At 71.6% G+C, this 18818-nt stretch carries 17 protein-coding genes; 10 read left to right on the plus strand and 7 right to left on the minus strand.

Going from position 1 to position 18818, the window contains the following annotated elements; translation table 11 throughout:
- Positions 1-129: 129 nt before the first annotated feature.
- Entirely contained in the window at positions 130-2025 is a 1896-nt protein-coding gene (locus ACFWTE_RS26700) for a protein kinase (protein ID WP_378782673.1), read from the minus strand.
- Between the two features lie 265 nt (positions 2026-2290).
- Between ACFWTE_RS26700 and ACFWTE_RS26705 the strand changes: the two genes are divergently transcribed.
- The 5 genes from ACFWTE_RS26705 to ACFWTE_RS26725 all read left to right on the plus strand — a co-directional run bounded on the left by ACFWTE_RS26705 (position 2291) and on the right by ACFWTE_RS26725 (position 7585).
- The gene (locus ACFWTE_RS26705; protein WP_378782674.1) at positions 2291-3262 is read left to right on the plus strand and encodes a 4-(cytidine 5'-diphospho)-2-C-methyl-D-erythritol kinase; all 972 of its coding nucleotides are present in this window, start codon (positions 2291-2293) and stop codon (positions 3260-3262) included.
- 83 nt (positions 3263-3345) lie between these two features.
- Positions 3346-4053, plus strand: a complete 708-nt coding sequence (locus ACFWTE_RS26710; RefSeq protein WP_378782675.1) for a thiamine pyrophosphate-dependent enzyme — start codon at positions 3346-3348, stop codon at positions 4051-4053.
- A 17-nt stretch (positions 4054-4070) separates the two neighbouring features.
- Entirely contained in the window at positions 4071-4970 is a 900-nt protein-coding gene (locus ACFWTE_RS26715) for a transketolase family protein (RefSeq protein ID WP_378782676.1), read from the plus strand.
- 208 nt (positions 4971-5178) lie between these two features.
- The gene (locus ACFWTE_RS26720; RefSeq protein ID WP_378782677.1) at positions 5179-6969 is read left to right on the plus strand and encodes an ABC-F family ATP-binding cassette domain-containing protein; all 1791 of its coding nucleotides are present in this window, start codon (positions 5179-5181) and stop codon (positions 6967-6969) included.
- A gap of 121 nt (positions 6970-7090) precedes the next feature.
- Positions 7091-7585, plus strand: a complete 495-nt coding sequence (locus ACFWTE_RS26725; RefSeq protein WP_378782678.1) for a glutathione peroxidase — start codon at positions 7091-7093, stop codon at positions 7583-7585.
- Between the two features lie 111 nt (positions 7586-7696).
- On the opposite strand, the gene ACFWTE_RS26730 is transcribed toward ACFWTE_RS26725, so the two are convergent.
- From ACFWTE_RS26730 to ACFWTE_RS26750, 5 genes are all read right to left on the minus strand, one after another.
- Positions 7697-8662 (minus strand): GDSL-type esterase/lipase family protein, encoded by a 966-nt coding sequence (locus ACFWTE_RS26730; protein WP_378782689.1) that lies wholly within the window; start codon positions 8660-8662, stop codon positions 7697-7699.
- Between the two features lie 271 nt (positions 8663-8933).
- Positions 8934-9890, minus strand: coding sequence for a GDSL-type esterase/lipase family protein (locus ACFWTE_RS26735; protein ID WP_378782679.1), 957 nt, complete (start codon positions 9888-9890; stop codon positions 8934-8936).
- A gap of 111 nt (positions 9891-10001) precedes the next feature.
- Positions 10002-10511 carry a MarR family winged helix-turn-helix transcriptional regulator gene (locus ACFWTE_RS26740; protein ID WP_378782680.1) on the minus strand — a complete coding sequence of 170 codons (510 nt, stop codon included), beginning with the start codon at positions 10509-10511 and terminating at the stop codon, positions 10002-10004.
- A gap of 151 nt (positions 10512-10662) precedes the next feature.
- Entirely contained in the window at positions 10663-11319 is a 657-nt protein-coding gene (locus ACFWTE_RS26745) for a TetR family transcriptional regulator (RefSeq protein ID WP_378782681.1), read from the minus strand.
- 14 nt (positions 11320-11333) lie between these two features.
- A complete protein-coding gene (locus tag ACFWTE_RS26750) occupies positions 11334-12296 on the minus strand; it encodes an acyl-CoA desaturase (protein WP_378782682.1) in 963 nt (320 codons plus the stop codon).
- 642 nt (positions 12297-12938) lie between these two features.
- Here ACFWTE_RS26750 and glmU point away from each other — a divergent pair.
- The 4 genes from glmU (at position 12939) to pth (ending at position 17072) form a co-directional block, all read left to right on the plus strand.
- Positions 12939-14399 (plus strand): bifunctional UDP-N-acetylglucosamine diphosphorylase/glucosamine-1-phosphate N-acetyltransferase GlmU, encoded by a 1461-nt coding sequence (glmU, locus tag ACFWTE_RS26755; RefSeq protein WP_378782683.1) that lies wholly within the window; start codon positions 12939-12941, stop codon positions 14397-14399.
- 17 nt (positions 14400-14416) lie between these two features.
- Positions 14417-15385 (plus strand): ribose-phosphate diphosphokinase, encoded by a 969-nt coding sequence (locus tag ACFWTE_RS26760; RefSeq protein ID WP_378782684.1) that lies wholly within the window; start codon positions 14417-14419, stop codon positions 15383-15385.
- 358 nt (positions 15386-15743) lie between these two features.
- Complete coding sequence (locus ACFWTE_RS26765) at positions 15744-16343, plus strand: 50S ribosomal protein L25/general stress protein Ctc (RefSeq protein ID WP_378782685.1); 600 nt, start codon at positions 15744-15746, stop codon at positions 16341-16343.
- Positions 16344-16427: 84 nt separating this feature from the next.
- Positions 16428-17072 carry an aminoacyl-tRNA hydrolase gene (gene pth, locus ACFWTE_RS26770; RefSeq protein ID WP_378782686.1) on the plus strand — a complete coding sequence of 215 codons (645 nt, stop codon included), beginning with the start codon at positions 16428-16430 and terminating at the stop codon, positions 17070-17072.
- Positions 17073-17128: 56 nt separating this feature from the next.
- Here the strand turns inward: pth and ACFWTE_RS26775 are convergent, their stop codons facing one another.
- Positions 17129-17761, minus strand: coding sequence for a TetR/AcrR family transcriptional regulator (locus ACFWTE_RS26775; RefSeq protein ID WP_378782687.1), 633 nt, complete (start codon positions 17759-17761; stop codon positions 17129-17131).
- A gap of 74 nt (positions 17762-17835) precedes the next feature.
- Here ACFWTE_RS26775 and ACFWTE_RS26780 point away from each other — a divergent pair, with 74 nt between their 5' ends.
- Entirely contained in the window at positions 17836-18816 is a 981-nt protein-coding gene (locus ACFWTE_RS26780; RefSeq protein ID WP_378782688.1) for a DsbA family protein, read from the plus strand.
- Positions 18817-18818 lie beyond the last annotated feature (2 nt).

The raw sequence follows: 18818 nt of genomic DNA on the forward strand, positions 1-18818 counted from the left end.
CACGCCCCCGGCCACCATCGTGTGGTTGTTGGGTAGGGCCACGCCCCGCGACACGGACGGGCCCGGCACACCGCGCGTGTGTGCCGGGCCCGTCCGTGTCGCGTGAGGCCGGTCGGTGCCGGAGCTTCTTCAGTTCACCATGTTCCGGATGTCGATCTCGGTCGGTGCGCCGTCGACGGTGTTGTTGAGCAGGAGTTGGACCGGGGCCTGCTCCGGGGTGAGGATGAACACCAGCTCACCCGAGGCCGTGTTGCCCGGGGAGAGGCCCTCTGCGTCCCACAGCGGCCTCTCCTGCTCGCTCCTGGACGGGGTCGCCGCGACGATCTCCGACTCCGAGTCGGTGACCAGGTGCTGCGCCTTGCTGTCGAAGGCGAAGGGCTGGCCGTTGAGGAGGTTGGTGACCTCCAGGTCCACGACGCAGTACTCGCCCCTGCGCAGCCCGGACCGGCCCGCCACCTCCTCCAACCCGCAGGTGACGGAGTTGACCTGGTACTCGACCGTGCCGTCCGCCGACATCGCGGGCAGGTCCCCGGGAGCGCCGGGCGGGATGGAGTCGTCGGCCCCGTCGTCCGTGGACGGAGCCTCCTCCGGCTCCGAGCTCGTGGCCGAGGGGGCCCCGTCCGCGTCGGAGAACGGTGAACGGTCCATGTTCATCAGCAACGACACCAGGAGAACCACGAGCACCAGGAGCACCGCAGCGCCGACCGCCACCGCGACGATCAGCCCCCGCCGCCGGTTCGGCGCCGCGGGCTGGTGCGGGGGAGGGGGCACCGGGGGCACGTACGGTTGGGGCCCCGGGCGGCTCGGCTGCTGGTCGGCGGGGGGCACCATCGGGATGGGGCCGGTCGAGGCCGGGTGCTGCGCCGGGGGCGGCCCGGCCTGTCGGGACTGCTGTGCCTGCGCGCCCGGGGGCGGCCCGGCCTGGTGGCCTGCCGCCGGATAGCCGGGGGGCGGCCCGCCGGGGGTCTGCGGGTGCTGGAAGTTCCCCGTCTGGTGCGCGGGCGGGGGCATGGGCGGGCCCGCCTGGTACTGGCCCGGCGCCTGGTGCCGCATGCCCGTCATGGTCTGGTGCCCGGGACCGCCCTGCTGGGGGTGCATCCCCGGGGGCGGGCCGGGCGGCATCGGCGGCAGGTTGGGCCGCCAGGACTGGTGCAGCGCGTGCGACACCATGTCGTTGGGGTTGCTGCTGTCCTCGCCGCCCGCCAGCTCCAACAGGAGGTCCTGCGCGGTGGGGCGGCGGTTCGGCTCCTTGGCCAGCGCTCGCGTCACCAAGCGGTCCAGCGGGCTGACCAGGTTGCCGATCTGCGGTTCGGCGAACAGCACCCGCTTGCCCAGCGTCATGGCGTCGCCGTTGCCGAAGGGGTGCGTGCCGTTGCCGGCGAACGCCACCAGGCACCCCCAGGCGAAGATGTCCGCCGAGGTGGTGACCTGCTCCTCCAGCAGCTGCTCGGGTGCCATCCACCCGGGGCTGCCCATGACGATGCCGGTCTGGGTGTGGTTCGTGGCGGTGTTCATCGCGCGCGCGATGCCGAAGTCGATCACCCGGGGGCCGGACAGCGACAACAGCACGTTCGCGGGCTTGAGGTCGCGGTGGACCAGCCCGGTGCGGTGGATGGCGGCCAGCGCGGCGGCCACGCCCAGCGCGAAGCCGTGCAGGGTGGAGGAGTCCAGCGGGCCGTTCTCGGCTATGTGCTCGGCCAGGGCGGTGCCCGCGATGTACTCGGTGACCATGTAGGGACGGTTCTCGAACGTCCCGTGGTCGAGCACCTTGGCGGTGCAGAAGGAGGCGACCTTGCGGGCGTTCTCCATCTCGTCGCGAAAACGCGCCCGTGTCGCCTCGTCGAAGGCGAGTTCCGGGCGGATGACCTTGATGGCTACCTGGTTGTTCTTCTCCGACATGCTGCCCAGGTAGACGGTGCCCATGCCACCGCTGCCCAGCTTCCCGGACAGCACATAGGGACCGATGGTGGCCGGATCTCCGGCGGCCAGCGGTTCCAGGTTCTTCGGGAGCCCATCCGACGGCAAGCGACCCTCCCCGACGGTGTCCAAACCCCGCCTTGCCCCAAGGTAGCGGTGTTTGTGTCCTGATTCCCACTCAGAGGCCCGAGGGGGCCGCTCTGGGGACAGGCGGTGACTGACATGACAGTGGTGACGATCCCCGGATCGTGGTCCTGGTTCCCGATTCCTCCCGGCGATGACGTTCGCACCGGTGGGAGGGGGTGAACACACCGGCGCCCCTGGCGGGGTACGTGTTCACGCAAGGTGGGGGTTCCTTTACGATTGGGGACTCGTGACCGTAAATACCACCGTAACCGTCCGGGTCCCCGCGAAGGTGAACCTTCAGTTGGCGGTGGGGCCCGGACGCGAGGACGGGTTCCACGACCTCGTCAACGTGTTCCACGCCGTCTCACTGTTCGATGAGGTTACCGTCAAGGAGGCCCGGCCGCGTCGGCCGAGTCCCCTGGACGGAGGCGCCTTCGTCCTTGCGGGACTGACCGCCGACGGCGGCCTGGGGTCCCACCTGTCCCGCGTGCCCCTGGACGCGAGCAACCTCGCCGCACGCGCGGTCGCCCTGGTGGCGGAGCGGACCGGGCGGGGCTCCCCCGTCACGGTCCACCTGGACAAGAACATCCCCGTGGCGGGGGGCATGGCCGGGGGGAGCGCGGACGCGGCTGCCGCCCTGGTCGCCTGTGACCGGCTCTGGGGCACCGGCCTGTCGCGCGAGGAGCTCCTCGACTGCGCGGCCCAACTCGGCAGCGACGTCCCCTTCGCCGTGGTGGGCGCCACGGCCGTGGGGACGGGGCGGGGGGAGGTCCTCGCCCCGATGGCCAGTCCGGGCCGTTTCCGCTGGGTCTTCGCCCTGTCGCCGCACGGCCTGTCCACTGCGCGGGTCTTCGGCGAGTACGACCGGATCCGCCCCGACGCCCCCCAGCCCCGCCTGGACCCCGCCCTGGCCGGTGCGCTCGCGCTCGGTGATCCGGCGGCCGTCGGCGCGGCGCTCACCAACGACCTCCAGGAGGCCGCACTGTCCCTCCTGCCGGAGCTGGAGCGGACCCTCGGGGTCGGCCGGGGCGCGGGCGCCCTGGGCGCCCTGGTGTCCGGCTCGGGGCCGACCTGTGCCTTCCTGGTGGGTGGGGGCCCGGAGGACGGTGCCGTGGTGGCCGAGCGCGAGGCCTCCGTGGTCGCTGCCCTGGAGGGCAGCGGGTTGTGCGAGCAGGTGGTGACGGCCCACGGAGACGTGCCCGGCGCCGTCGTCCTGTGATGTAAATCACTCCCATTTCTCCCCTTCTGTGGGGGTTTCTTCCCGTTGACCTGAACCACAGTTGAGGTCGAACACTGGTGGGCATGACGACCGCACCCGCCTTGTCCCGCTACGCCGACCTCCCGGCCCTCATCGGCCTCATGGAGGGTGACGAGAAGCACAACAGTGCCGCCCACTCCACCCTCGACGTCGTGTGGGTCCTCTACGACCGCGTCCTGGCCGTCACCCCCGCGACGGCCGAGGACCCCGCCCGCGACCGCTTCCTGCTGTCCAAGGGCCACGGGCCCGCCGCGTTCTACGCCGTGCTCGCCGCCAAGGGGTTCGTGGACGTGTCCGCGCTGCGCGGCTGGACCGCCTTCGACTCACGGCTCGGACACCACCCCGACCGGGTCCTCGTGCCCGGTGCCGAGATCGGCAGCGGCTCCCTCGGCCACGGACTCCCCCTCGGACTGGGCAGCGCCCTCGGCCTGCGGGCCCAGGGCGTCCGCCGCCCCGACGGCTCCGTACCGCGCGTGGTGGTGCTCATCGGCGACGGAGAACTCGACGAGGGCAGCAACCACGAAGCCGTCGCCGTGGCCGGGAGGCTCGGCGTGGACAACCTCACCGTCGTCGTCGTGGACAACGCCTCCAGCAGCCACGGCTGGCCCGGCGGCATCGGTGCCCGGTTCACCACGGAGGGCTGGGTGGCGCGCGACGTCGCCGGACGCGACCACGACGCCCTCCACGAGGCCCTCACCCGGCCCCACACGGGACGGCCGCTGGTCGTCGTCGCCCGCGTCCGGACCAGCTGAGTACAGGAGACACGGCCATGCGCGAGACCTTCGCCGCCACAGTCATCGAGGCCATGGACCGTGATCCGCGGGTCGCGGTCGTCCTCGCCGCCATCTCCGCGGGCATGTTCCGCTCCGCTGCGGCCCGCCACCCGGGACGGGTGATCGACGTGGGCATCCGGGAACAGGCCATGATCGGCGTGGCCGGAGGCCTCGCCCTCACCGGCCTGCGGCCGATCGTGCACAGCTACGCGCCGTTCCTGGTCGAGCGCCCGTTCGAGCAGGTCAAGCTCGACTTCGCCCACCAGGACGTGGGTGCGGTCCTGGTCAGCATCGGCGGCTCCTACGACGCCTCCGAGGAGGGGCGCACCCACCAGGCGCCCGGGGACGTCGCCCTGCTGGACACCCTCCCCGGGTGGACCGTGCACGTACCGGGCCACCCCGACGAGGTGCGCGGCGCGCTGGAGGCCGCGATCCCCGGGGAGGACCGCGTGTACGTGCGGCTCTCCGCCACCTCGAACCGGGCACCCCTGCCCGTGGGCGGCCGGCTGTCGGTGGTGCGGACGGGGACGGCCCGCTCCGCGGGCGTGGTGGTCGCGGTCGGGCCGATGCTGGACCGCGTGCTGGAGGCCACCGCAGGCCTCGACGTGACCGTGGCCTACACGTCCACCGTGCGCCCGTTCGACCGCACGGGGCTCAGCGCCCTGGTCGGCGCGGCCGGCAACGCCGACGTGCTCGTGGTCGAGCCCTACCTGGCCGGAACCTCCGCGCACGAGATCTCCGCGGCCCTCGCCGACCGGCGCCACCGCCAGCTCGGGCTGGGGGTCTCCCGCGACCGGGAGCTGCGCGCCTACGGCACGCCCCAGCAGCACGCCCGGGCGCACGGCCTGGACACGGAGGGCGTCGCCAAGGCCGCCAGGGACTTCTTCCTGGTGTAGGCCGGGCACGGGAGCCCGGCGGCGCGAACGCGCCCGGGGCCCCGCGTGGTGCGGCCCCGGGCGCCCTCCCGCCCGTGCGGGAGCGGTACTCCCCGTACAGGGGCGGCCCGTCCACGGGGCCCGTGGACGGGCCCTCCCCGGGGCGCGTCCCCCTTCTCCGGGGGCGGGCGTCCAGGGCACTGGGTCGGAGCCGGGACAATGGAAGGTGATGACGAATCTGGTCAACCTTCAGGACGTGTCCCTGGCCTACGGGCCGCTCGTACTCCTCGACAAGGTGTCGCTCGGTGTCGACGAGAACGAACGCATCGGCGTGGTCGGCCGCAACGGCGGTGGTAAGTCCACGCTGATCTCCGTGCTCTCCGCCACCACCGAACCCGACTCGGGTCGGGTCGTGCACAACCGCGGGCTGCGCATCGGCTTCCTGCACCAGCGCGACACCTTCCCCGACACCACCGTCGGCGGGTTCGTGCTGGGCGACCGGGCCGAGCACGAGTGGGCGGGCGACTCCCGCATCCGCGACGTCCTGCGCGGACTCCTCGGCGGCTGGGACCTGGACACCCCCATGGCCGGGCTCTCCGGTGGCGAGCGGCGCCGCTCCGGCCTGGCGCGGCTGCTGATCGGCGACCACGACCTCATCGTCCTCGACGAGCCCACCAACCACCTGGACATCGAGGGCATCGCCTGGCTCGCCGCGCACCTGCGCGGACGTCCCGAGGCGCTCGTGGTCGTCACACACGACCGCTGGTTCCTGGACGCCGTCACCACCCGTACCTGGGAGGTCGGGCGCGGCGCCGTCGAGCGCTACGAAGGCGGTTACGCCGCCTACGTCCTGGCCAAGGCCGAACGCGACCGCCAGGCCGCCGCCTCAGAGGAGCGGCGCCAGAACCTCATGCGCAAGGAACTGGCCTGGCTGCGCCGCGGCGCCCCCGCCCGCACCTCCAAGCCCAAGTTCCGCATCGAGGCGGCCAACCAGCTCATCGCCGACGAACCGCCTCTCCGCGACAGCGTCGAACTGGTGCGGTTCGCCAGCTCCCGGCTGGGCAAGACCGTGGTCGACCTCAAGAACGTGTCGGTGTCCATCCCCGACCGCACCCTCCTGGACCACCTCACCTGGCAGCTGGGCCCCGGCGACCGGGTCGGCCTGGTGGGGGTGAACGGCGCCGGCAAGTCCACGCTTCTCAAGATCCTCGCCGAGGAGCGCGCACCCGACTCGGGCAGCGTGCGCACCGGCCGCACCGTCAAGCTCGCCCACCTGTCGCAGAACGTCGTCGAACTCGACCCCAAGGCGCGCCCGCTGCAGGCCGTCATGGAGGTCCGCGAGCACATCACCATCGGCAAGCGCGACTACACAGCGAGCCAGATGCTGGAGCGCTTCGGTTTCCGGGGGGACCGGCAGTGGACGCCGATCGGGGACCTGTCCGGCGGTGAGCGCCGCCGCCTCCAGCTCCTGCGCCTGCTCATGGACGAACCCAACGTGCTGCTGCTGGACGAGCCCACCAACGACCTGGACATCGAGACCCTCACCGAGCTGGAGGACCTCCTCGACGGCTGGCCGGGCTCGCTCGTCCTGGTCAGCCACGACCGCTACTTCCTGGAGCGCATCACCGACCGGGTGCTCGCCCTCATGGGGGACGGCAGTCTCGCGTGGCTGCCCGGAGGGGTCGACGAGTACCTGGAGCGCCGCGCCGCGACCGCGGGGGATGCCACCGTGCCCCTCGGCGCCTCCGAGTCCGCGGCCGTCGGGGCCGCCCCGGAACAGCCCGCGGTGTCCGCCATGTCCCAGGCGGACCGCCGCGCCGCCCAGAAGGAGATGCAGCGCGTCGAGCGCCGCATGGACAAGATCGCCAAGCGCGAGGCGGAGCTGCACGAGCTGATGGCCGCCGCCGGCAACGACTACACCAGGCTCGCCGAACTGGACGCCGAGGCCAAGGCCCTGGCGACGGAGAACGGCGAGCTGGAGATGGTCTGGCTGGAGCAGGCCGAGCTGATCGGCGACTGAACACGGGTCCCCTCCGGGACGTGCTCTCCACGGGCGGCCGCCCGGGCATCTGTGCCCGGACGGCCGCCCGTAGGCTGCGCACAGGGCGTGTAGCAGTGTTCCGAGCACAGAGGAGAACCCCATGGCCGACCTGGACCAGATCCCGGTGACCCTGATCGACGGCCGAGAGACCACCTTCGGTGAGTGGTCCGGGCAGGTGCGACTGGTGGTGAACGTCGCCTCCCGCTGCGGCCTCACCCCCCAGTACGGCGCGCTGGAGGAGCTCCAGAAGCGCTACTCCGACCGGGGCTTCACGGTGCTCGGCTTCCCCAGCAACCAGTTCCTCCAGGAGTTCGGCGGTGAGGACAAGATCGCCGAGTACTGCTCGATGACCTGGGGCGTCACCTTCCCGATGACGGAGAAGGTGAAGGTCAACGGGAAGGGCCAGCACCCCCTCTACACCGAGCTCACCGGGGTTCCCGACGCCGAGGGCAACGCGGGGAAGGTGAAGTGGAACTTCGAGAAGTTCCTGGTGCTGCCGGACAACACCGTCCACCGCTTCCGCCCCACCACGGTCCCCGACGCCCCCGAGGTCGTCGAGCTCATCGAGAAGTCACTTCCCGGCCGGGCGGCGTAGCCCCGTACCCGGAACGCTCGGGAGCGCCGCCCCCGGCGCCCCGCACCGTTCGGGACCGGGCCGGGGGAGGGGCCGTGTCGCGCGGCCCCTCCCGTCGCCGGGGGGTGCCCCTCAGCGCACCTCCTCGGCGAAGACGGAGGCGATCTCCCGAGCGCCCTCCTCGTTGGGGTGGATGTCCGGTCCCCGCTCCGCGTCGCACATCCAGGTGAGGTCGCACACGTTCTGGAGGTTCGCGGGCATGCCCGTCTCGCTGTCCTCGGGGACCTCCTGGTTGGTGGCCTGGAAGACGGAGTCCACGTCGGCGACGTCGATGCCCTCGGCCTCGTAGGCCTCGGTGAGCGTTCCGTTGACCTCGGTGAGGATCTCCACCGCCTCCTCGGCGAGCCCGCCCCTGGCATCCTGCTCGGGGAAGGCCTCCTCGGCCTCCTCCGCGGACGCGGCCGCCTGACCGGCGGGGTCGTCGTCCAGGAGGAGGAAGGCCAGGAACGGGTTGTAGTACGTCATCGCGACGATCCGGGTGTCCGGACCGGCCGCGGTGCGCAGCCGCTCCGCGATCTCGGGGACCTCCTCCTCCAGCCGTTCGAGGCCGTCGGCCACACACCCCGCGTCGATGTCGATGTCCTCGGAGCTGTCCGCCCGGCCGTCCGCCGCGTTCACCCCCTGTACGCAGCGGGTGAAGTTGTTCGCCCCGATGGTGAGGGTCACCAGGTCCACCTCCCCCTCGTGGTCCGCCAGGAAGTCCTCCGCGGCCTGGAGCTGCTCGCCGTCGTCGTAGCGCTCCTCGCAGCGGGGCAGGCCGCCCTCCAGGAACGTGGACGTGTCCTCGCCCGCGCAGCCCATCCGCTCGTGTTCGAGGTCGGGGTCCTCTTCGAGCAGGGTGCGGTACAGGACGTCCGTGTACCCCTCCTCGGTCTCTCTGGGAGACCCGTCCTCGTCGGGCTGCACGCCCACGGCCAGCGAGTCGCCCAGCGACAGGTAGTAGCCCCCCTCGGCTCCGGAGGGCGCCGGGTCCGAGGCCCCTCCGCCGTCGGTGCCCGAGCATCCCGCGGCCAGTACCGCCGCGGCCGTTGCCGCGATCCAGCGGATTCGCACTCTCTTCTCCCACCCGGGTCGGCTACAGGTACGTGCCCGGGGGCCGTGCGGGGAGCGGACGCGGCTCGTCGCTCTCCCCGGGACCCGCCGGGTCCTTCACGTGGGGGAACCGGAAGGCATCAGGCCACCATGTCACCCGCCACGGGCCAGGTCGAGTCCGGGGGTGGGATGACCCCACGGGAGAGCTCGCCGGCGGCGTCGGACCTGTCCCGGGGCGGGCCGGACCTTCCCCCGCGGTGCCGGACCCGGGCCGGGGTCAGCGGGCCAGTTCCTCGAAGGCGGCCGCGATCACCCGCGCGCCCGCCTGGTTGGTGTGGATGTCCGGTCCCTGGTCCGTGTTGCACATCCAGGTGAGGTCGCACACGTTCTGGAGGTTCGAGGGCAGGCCCGTGGCGCTGTCGGCCGGGACCTCGCCGTCCAGCGACCCGAAGGCCGACTCCACGTCGGCGACGGCGATGTCCTCTGCGGCGAAGCCCGAGCGCAGCGACTCGTTCAACTGCTCCAGGACGTCGGTGGCGTAGCCGACCAGGCCGGCGTCGAAGGGCAGTTCGCCCTCGGCCTCACCCAGGCGCGGACCGTCCTCCGGCGGGGCCGGGCCGTCGGAGTCGCCGGGTTCCTCGGAGGCCTCCGCCCCGTCGCCGAGCAGCTGCGCCGCCAGGAACGGGTTGTAGTACGTCATGGCGACGATCCTGGTGCCGGGGCCCGCGGCCGTCCGCAGCCGGTTCGCGATCTCGGGGATCTCCGACTCGACGCGCTCCAGCCCGTCGTCCACGCACGCGGTGTCCACCGTGGGTCCCGCGCCGCCGTCCAGCCCCGTGACGCAGCCGGTGAAGTTGTTCCCGCCGATGGTGAGGGTGACCAGGCCGACCCGGCCCTCGTGCCCGGACAGGAAGTCCTCGGCCGCCTCGATCTGCGACGTGCCCCCGTACTGCTCGTCGCAGTGGGGGATGCCGCCTCCGAGGAAGCTCGTGGTGTCCTCCCCGCCGCAGCCCATGCGCTCGTGCTGGAGCGTGGAGTCGGCGTCGTAGAGGGTGCGGTACAGGATGTCCGTGTACCCGTCCGAGGTCTCCTGGGGCGTCCCGTTCCCGTCGGGCTGGATGCCCACGGTCAACGAGTCACCCAGGGAGAGGTAGTAACTCTGCGTGGTGCTCGGTTCGGCGCCGTCGCCACCGGCGCATCCCGTAGCCAACACGGCCGCGGCTGCCGCGGCCATCCACCGGATTCTCACTCTGTGTTCTCCAACCGAAGCCCGGAATGTGGTGCGCGCCCGGCAGCGGTCCCGGTGAGAGTCGGAGGCCGCTGGGCCACTACTTCGCGGCCGCGACTAGCTTTGCGGCCGCAACGGGTCCCTGTCGAGGGGGGCCAGAAGGCATCTCAGTAACGATGCCAGCTGTTCCCGGTCGCCGTCGGGCATCGGGGAGAGGAGGGTCTCCTCGTAGCTGAGGAGGGACTCCAGGGCCGCGTCGATGCGCTCGGCGCCGCGTTCGGTGAGCCGGACCAGGACTCCGCGCTTGTCGTCGGGGTCGGGGCGGCGTTTGACCAGCCCGGCGGCGGCCAGCCGGTCCACCCGGTTGGTCATGGTCCCCGACGTCACCAGGGTGGCGCGCAGCAGCCGGCCGGGACTCAGCTCGTACGGGGGGCCTGAGCGCCGCAGTTCGGCGAGCACGTCGAACTCCCAGGGTTCCAGCGCGTGCTCGGTGAAGACCGTGCGCCGGGCGCGGTCCAGGTGGCGTGCGAGCCTGGACACGCGGCTGAACACCTCCAGGGGTGTCACGTCCACGTCCGGGCGTTCGGAGCGCCACGCCTCGATCAGCCCATCCACCTCATCGCGCATGAGGACAGCCTATCTCTTGACATCAAGATAGTGGGGGCGGTATGCCGAACATCCCTGCCGCCGACGGACCGCCGCCGTCCGGCGGGCGTCGCGCGGACGGCGGGCCGACGCGGCCCCGCCCCTTCCGACGTGCGGAGGGCGGGGCCGGACATCAGGCCGATCCGCGCCGTCTCGTCTGCAACCCCGGTTTGAGCTCCAGGCTCGCGAGCCCGTTCCACGCGAGGTTGACCAGGTGCGCCGCGACCACCTCGCGCTTGGGCCTGCGCACCTCCAGCCACCACTGCCCGGTCAGCGCCCACATGCCCACCAGGGCCTGCGCGTACATCGGGGCGAGCGCCGGGTCGTAGCCGCGTTCGGTGAACTCGTCCACCATGATGTGTTCGACCTGGCTGGCGATGTCGTTGATCAGGCTGGCGAAACTACCCGTGCCGGAGGCCACGTGGGAGTCACGGGTCAGTACCCGGAACCCCACCGTGTTCTCCTCCACGTAGCGCAGCAGGCCCAGGGCCGCCTTCTCGATCTTGCCCCGCGCGCTGTCGGCGGTGAGGGCCTCGCCCATCATGTCCAGGAGGGTGCGCATCTCACGGTCGACCACGACCGCGTAGATGCCCTCCTTGCCGCCGAAGTGCTCGTACACGACGGGCTTGGACACTCCGGCCCGCGCGGCGATCTCCTCAACGGAGGTCGCGTCGAACCCGCGTTCGGCGAACAGCTCCCGACCGATCTCCAGCAGCTGTTGTCGGCGCTCCTTGCCCGTCATGCGCTTGCGGCGCACACGGGTTTTCTGCTCGCTGTCGGCTGCTCCCATGTTGGCTACTGATCCTAGACCTTGACCCGTTTGGCGGCGAGCCGTTCGTTGTTGGGCCAGCGGACCTTCGTGGCCCAGCCGAGCTTCTCGAACGCCCAGATCACGCGGGCGGAGATGTCGATCTGGCCCTTGAACACCCCGTGGCGCGCGCAGGTCGGGTCGGCGTGGTGCAGGTTGTGCCAGGACTCACCGAACGAGGGGATGGCGAGCCACCACACGTTGCGGGAGCGGTCGCGCACCTCGAAGTTCTCCTCGCCGATGGTGTGGCAGATGGAGTTGATGGACCAGGTGACGTGGTGCAGCAGGGCCACGCGGACCAGGCTCGCCCAGAAGAACGCGGTGAGCGCGCCCCACCAGGACATGGTCACGAGGCCGCCGATGAGGGCGGGGGCGCCGAGGGAGAAGAGCACGATCGGCAGGAACAGCTTGTCGACGAGGACGACGTCCTTGTCCTTGAGCAGGTCCGGGGTGAAGCGGCGCGGCGAGGTCTTCTTCTCGTCCAGGTACATCCACGCCATGTGGGCGTAGTACAGGCCCTTGGCGACGGACTTCCAGTCGTCGCCGAAGCGCCACGGCGAGTGCGGGTCGCCCTCGGCGTCGGAGTACTTGTGGTGGCGGCGGTGGTCGGCCACCCACTTGATGACGCTGCCCTCGATGGCCATCGAGCCGGCGATCGCGAGCGCGATGCGCAGGGGCCGGTTGGCCTTGAAGGAGCCGTGCGTGAAGTGGCGGTGGAACCCGACCGTGATGCCCAGGCCGCTGATGGCGTAGAAGACCGTGGCGATGGCGATGTCGGTGAGGCTCAGGCCCCATCCCCAGAAGAACGGGACGGACGCGAGCAGCGCGATCAGCGGGATGAAGACGAACGCGAAGACCGTGAAGCGTTCGGCCCGGCCCCGTAGTTCCGGCTCGTACTCGGGAATCACCTCGCGTTTCCTCTCGGCGTTCTCGGTCGGCAGCTCAGGAGCAGCGGTCATGGTCTTGCACACCTCGTCGTCATGGCAGCGTCGTCACGGTAGGGACGGTGTCCGAAAGGCGCGGAGCACCTGTCGTGACGGCCCAACCTATTCCTACGTAACCGTAACCTACGACCCCGTAGGTTTGGCAACCCCTCCACCGGAGGCGCTATGTTGGTGCCTGGCGTACGGGTGCGACGCGTTCGTGCCCGCTGCCTTCCCGGATGATGTAATCGGCAGCATGTGGGGTTTTGGTCCCCATCGTCCAGGTTCGAGCCCTGGTCCGGGAGCCGACCGACCGTCTCCGCGACCGCGTCCCGCCAGACCCCGGTCCTCTTTCGCGCGCGACGCCTCCCGCGGTCCGGGACCGGCACCGCGCGGACCCCGGAGCAGGAACCCCGCCACCTGCGGCGCGCCCGCGTCCGGGCCCGGACGCGCGGCGCGGCGCATCTCACAGAACGCACCGGAACCCAACGCCACAGGCGTGCCCCGGGTGCGGTTCTCCACCCCGGCGTCACGTGCCCGTTGGGAGGCTGTGACGCGCATGTATCCTTCCCATGTCGGCCGCTGGATCATCCGACGGCCGCCCGCGCGGCACGCGGGTCGAGCCGCCGAAGGGTGAGCCGACAGTTCAATGCCAGCTATCACGAGGGGTCTCCTCCAGTGAGCGTGAACCGTCCGGCTGCCGTCATCGTCCTTGCGGCGGGCGAGGGCACCCGAATGAAGTCGAAGCTTCCCAAGGTCCTCCACGAACTCAACGGCCGCAGCATGCTCGGCCACGTTCTGGCGGCCGCGGGCGAACTGGACCCTCACCACTCGGTCGTGGTCGTCGGCCACGCCCGGGACCGGGTGAGAGCACACCTGGCCGAGGTCGCCCCCGAGGCCGCCACGGCTGTCCAGGAAGAACAGAACGGCACGGGCCACGCGGTGCGCATGGCCGTCGAGGACCTGGCCGCCAAGGGCACCAAACTCTCCGGTACCGTCGTCCTGACCTGCGGTGACACCCCGCTCCTGCGCGGCTCCACGCTCTCCGAGCTGGTCGCGGCCCACGACAAGGAGGGCAACGCCGTCACGGTGCTGTCCGCCCGCGTCCCCGACCCCCACGGCTACGGACGCATCGTCCGGGACGAGGGCGGCGACTTCACGGGGATCGTCGAGCACGCCGACGCCACGCCCGGGCAGCACGCGATCGACGAGATCAACTCGGGCATGTACGCGTTCGACGGCGCGCTCCTGACCGAGATCGTCCAGCGCCTGTCCACGGACAACGCCAAGGGCGAGGAGTACATCACCGACGCGGTCGCGCTGCTGCGCGGCGACGGCCATCTGGTCGGTGCCTGGATCGCCGAGGACTGGCACGAGGTCCAGGGCGTCAACAACCGCGTCCAGCTCTCCGAGGCCCGCCGCGTCCTCAACGACCGCCTCCTCGCCGGGCACATGCTCGCGGGGGTCACCGTCGTGGACCCCGCGTCCACGTGGGTGGACGCGCAGGTCCGGATCGGACGCGACGCCGTGATCGAGCCCGGCACCCGCCTGCTCGGCGCCACCGTCATCGGTGAGGACGCCGTCGTCGGCCCCCGCGCGGACCTGCGGGACACGGTCGTCGGAGAGGGTGCCGAGGTACGCGAGACCACCGCGGACAGGGCCGAGGTCGGACCGGGGGCCACCGTGGGCCCCTACACCTTCCTCCGGCCGGGCACCCGCCTGGCCGGGCGGGCCAAGGCCGGTGCCTTCGTCGAGATCAAGAACTCGAACATCGGCGCCGGATCCAAGATCCCGCACCTGACCTACGTCGGGGACGCGGACATCGGCGTGGGCAGCAACATCGGCTGCTCCTCGGTGTTCGTCAACTACGACGGGGTCGACAAGCACCGGAGCGTCATCGGCGACCACGTGCGGCTCGGCAGCGACAACACCTTCGTCGCGCCCGTGCACGTGGGAGACGGCGCCTACTCCGGCGCGGGGACCGTGATCAGGGACGACGTTCCGCCCGGCGCGCTGGCGATCTCCGAGGGGCACCGCCAGCGCAACGTCGAGGGCTGGACCCGGCGCAAGCGCCCGGGGACACCCTCCGCCGAGGCGGCGGACAAGGCCGATCGGCACAGAGCCGACGACAAGCAGTGACTGTGGGGGAGAAACACGTGACCGGCATGAAGGCCACCGGCCAGAAGAACCTGATGCTGTTCTCGGGGCGTACGCACCCGGAGCTGGCCGAGGAGGTAGCCAAGGAGCTGGGGATCGAGGTGGTCCCCACCCGGTTCGACACCTTCGCCAACGGTGAGATCTTCATGCGGTACCTGGAGTCGGTCCGCGGCTGCGACGCGTTCGTCATCCAGAGCCACGCCGACCCGGTCAACGAGTCGATCATGGAGCAGCTGATCATGGTGGACGCGCTCAAGCGCGCGTCCGCCAAGCGGATCACCGTGGTCACGCCGATCCTGGGCTACGCACGCCAGGACAAGAAGCACCGCGGACGCGAGCCCATCTCCGCGCGTCTGGTCACCGACCTGTTCCGGACCGCGGGAGCGGACCGGATGATGGCCGTCGACCTGCACACGGACCAGATCCAGGGCTTCTTCGACGGCCCGGTCGACCACCTCTTCGCGCTTCCGATCCTGGCCGACCACGTGGCCAGCCAGGTCGAGCGCTCCGAGATCACCGTGGTCTCCCCGGACGCGGGCCGCGTGCGGACCGCCGACCGCTGGGCGGACCGGCTGGGCGCCCCGCTGGCGATCATCCACAAGCGGCGCGACCCGGACGTCGCCAACCAGGTCAAGGTCCACGAGGTCGTCGGCACGGTCAAGGACCGCGTCTGCGTCCTGGTGGACGACATGATCGACACCGGCGGCACCATCGTGAAGGCCTCCGAGGCGCTGTTCGAGCAGGGCGCCAAGGCGGTCATCGTGGCCGCCACGCACGGCGTGCTGTCCGGCCCCGCGGCCGAGCGCCTCCAGAGCTCGCGGATCTCCGAGGTGATCATCACCAACACGCTCCCCGTGCCCGAGGAGCGCGCCTTCGAGAAGCTGACCCAGCTCTCGATCGCCCCGCTGGTGGCCCGCGCCATCAGCGAGGTCTTCACGGACGGCTCGGTCACGAGCCTGTTCGAGTAGGCCGGTACCAAGTTCTCACCATGTTCCGCGCGCCCCGTTGACGGCCTCCCGGTTCGGGGGGCGGCAGCCGACGGGGCGTGTTCTGAGTCGTCAGCGAAGCCAGTAGACTTGACCGAGTGTCCCCGTGCCCAGGTGGAGTCGTGTTCGGCTTCGCATGGAAGCGCGGGCAGGGGTGCGCGACGAGCGTTCCCGGGCCGGACGGGTCCGGTGACGGCTCGCCGGGCACGCCTGGAACCAGGGCGGTCGCGTCCCCTGCCTGAGGGGAGACCCCGCCGCATTCTCCGCCGAGGGCGAGAATCGTTCGTACTACTGGAGTCGTGTTCCCCGTGCTGCGGGGTTGAACCCGAGGAGTTTTGTCGTGTCCGAGGTACGTATCGCTGCCGAGCCCCGCACGGAATTCGGCAAGGGCGCCTCCCGTCGCGCCCGCCGCGCGGGTAAGGTGCCGGCCGTCCTCTACGGCCACGGCACCGAGCCCCGCCACCTGAACCTGCCGGGCCACGAGCTCATGCTCGCCCTGAAGACCCCGAACGTCCTGATCCGCCTCGAAGGCCTGGACAAGGACAACCTCGCCCTGCCCAAGAGTGTGCAGCGCGACGCCATCAAGGGCTTCCTTGAGCACATCGACCTCCTGGTCGTGTCCAAGGGCGAGAAGGTCGAGGTTGAGATCTCGGTGAACCTGACCGGTGAGGTCAAGGCCCCGGGTGTGCTCAACCAGGAGCTCGTCACCGTGACCGTCGAGGCTGAGGCCACCAACATCCCCACCGGTGTCGAGTTCGACATCGAAGGCCTGGAGGTCGGCGCCAACCCGACCGCCGGCGACCTGAAGCTGCCCGCGGGCGCCACGCTGGTCACCGACCCCGAGTACCTCCTGCTGACCGTCTCCGCGCCCCGCGTGGAGGAGGAGCCGGAGACCAGCACCGAGGCCGCCGTGTCCGCAGAGGACACCACCGCCGAGTAGGGCGGTGTGCGATCCACGGATCTCGACGAACGCGCGGTTCCCACCGGGGGCCGCGCGTTCGCCGTATCGGTAGGGTCGTGCTCCATGTGGACCTGGTTGAGGGCGTTGTCGGGCAGGAAGCAAGCCGAGGGTGGCGACGGGGGGAGCGAGGACATGGGCGAGGCCGAGCGCTGGCTCGTCGTGGGGTTGGGCAACCCCGGCCCCAAGTACGCGGGCAACCGGCACAACGCCGGTTTCCTGGTGGTGGAGGCGCTCGCCGGGGGCGAGCGCTGGAAGGCGCACAAGGCGCACGCCGAGGTGGTGGAGACGCGCCTGGAGGGTGTGCCCGTGGTGCTGGCCAAGCCCCGGACCTTCATGAACCTGTCGGGCGGCCCGGTGGCCGGACTGGCGAGGTTCTACAAGGTGCCGGTCGAACGGATCGTCGTGGTGCACGACGAGATGGACGTCGACTTCGGCGCGCTCAAGCTCAAGAAGGGCGGCGGGCCCGGCGGGCACAACGGTCTCAAGTCGATGACGGCGTCCCTGTCCAGCCCGGAGTACGTCCGGGTGCGGTTCGGAGTGGGCCGGCCGCCGGGCCGCATGGACCCGGCCGCGTACGTGCTCAAGGACTTCTCCTCGACCGAGCGCGCCGAACTGGACCTGAACGTCGACCGGGCCGCCGACGCGGTGCGCACCGTGCTCCGGGACGGCCTGGGCCGGGCGCAGAACATCTACCACACCGCTGCCTGAGGGGCGGCGGGGCCGGGCGGGCACGGGCGCGGCCCAGGAGGGGCTGTTTCCGGGCCTCAGCCGCGCAGCAGCCGCCAGGTGGCCAGCGCCAGGGAGTCCGCCCCGTCGGCCGCGCCCGGCCCGTGCGCGAGGCCGGCGGGTTTCTCCTTGGTGGGCACGTCCTCCGGCCCCGCTCCTGTGTTCCCGGCCCCGGGGCGGACCCCGTCGGCGATCACGCCGACCAGTGCTCCGGCCAGGTACGCGGCGTGCGTGCGAACCGGGACGCCGTCGAACCCGGCGGGTCTGGCCCCCGTCGCGAAGCGCGCGGCCAGCGCCTCGGCGAGGCGTTCCCGCAACCGGTTCGCGAACCGGGGGCTCCCCTGGTCGGACAGCATCCGCCGGTACAGGACGGCGTTCTCGGACACGTGCGTGAACAGGTCCACCAGGGGTTCCGGAGCCAAGCCGCGCGGGGCGTCGAGCGGGCACAGCGCCGCGCACCGCGCCACGTGCGCGACGGCGTCGTCCATGGCGTCGGCGATCAGGGCGTCCAGGTCGGCGTAGTGCTGGTACGCGGTCGCCCGGTTCACCTCGGCGTGCCGCGCCACGGCGGACATCGTCACGTCGTTGAGCTCCCGTTCGGTGGCCAGGGAGAGGAGGGCGGCACGGAGCCGGTCACGGGTGCGGCGGGCGCGCGGGTCGTCGAGGTTCACCGGACCAGGCTAGGACATGCGACGCTTGATAGACACCTGTTGCTTAAACAACAACTGTCGATTAGTGTGCCCGCATGAGGATCGAGATCTGGGCAGACGTGGTCTGCCCGTGGATGTACATCGGCAAGCGACGCCTGGAGCAGGCCCTCGAAGGCATGCCCGGGACGGAGGCCCCGGAGGTCGTGTGGCGTCCGTACCGGATCGATCCCTCGGCCCCCGCCGTCGCCGAGCCCCTGGACGCGCTTCTGCGCGACCCCTTCGTGGACACCGCTCTCCGGGCCTGCGCCCCAGGGCTCACCCCGGCGGAGAACCGGGTCCGGGTCGCCGAGGTGGCGGCGGCCGAGGGGCTCGGACCCCGCTGGGGCGCCACCTGGCGAGTCAGCAGCCACGACGCCCACAGGCTCGTCATGCTCGCCGGTGAGGCAGGGGGTGCCGCGCTCCAGGACGCCGTGGTGGAGGGGGTGCTCCACGCCCACTTCGTGGCGGGCGACGACATCGGGTCCGCCCCGGTCCTCGACCGGATCGCCCTTGCGGCGGGATTCCGGGAAGGCGGACGCCTCCTCCTCGCGGGGGAGGGGGAGGAGGGGGTGAGGGACCTCGTCCTGCGCGGCAGGGCGCTCGGCGTGCGCACCTCCCCGACGTTCGTGGCCAACGGTCGCGCGCTGGAGGGCGCCCGGCATCCCGAGGAGATCCGGGAGTTCCTGGCCGCCGCCGCGGAGTACGCCCCCCGGGCCCTGCCCGAGGAGGTCGAGCGCTTCCGCCAGGCAGAGTCCCTGCTGGGCGCGGGAGACCCCCTCGGTGCGCTCGCGCTTTTGCGGCCGATGCTCGACGAGCATGCCGCGGACCGCAACGTGCGGTTGCTCGCGGCCCGCGCCCACTACCGGTCCGCACAGCTCAACCGGGCCCGACGGGGGTTGGAGGCGCTGGTGGAGGAGACCCCGGACGACGCCTACGCCCGCCTGCTGCTGGGTCGGACACTCCAGCGCCAGGGTGAGCGGGAGCTGGCCGGTCCGCACCTGCGCCTCGCCGGGGTGATGGTCCCCGGCTACGCCTGACC

Source organism: Nocardiopsis sp. NPDC058631, assembly GCF_042716955.1.
Lineage (GTDB): Bacteria > Actinomycetota > Actinomycetes > Streptosporangiales > Streptosporangiaceae > Nocardiopsis.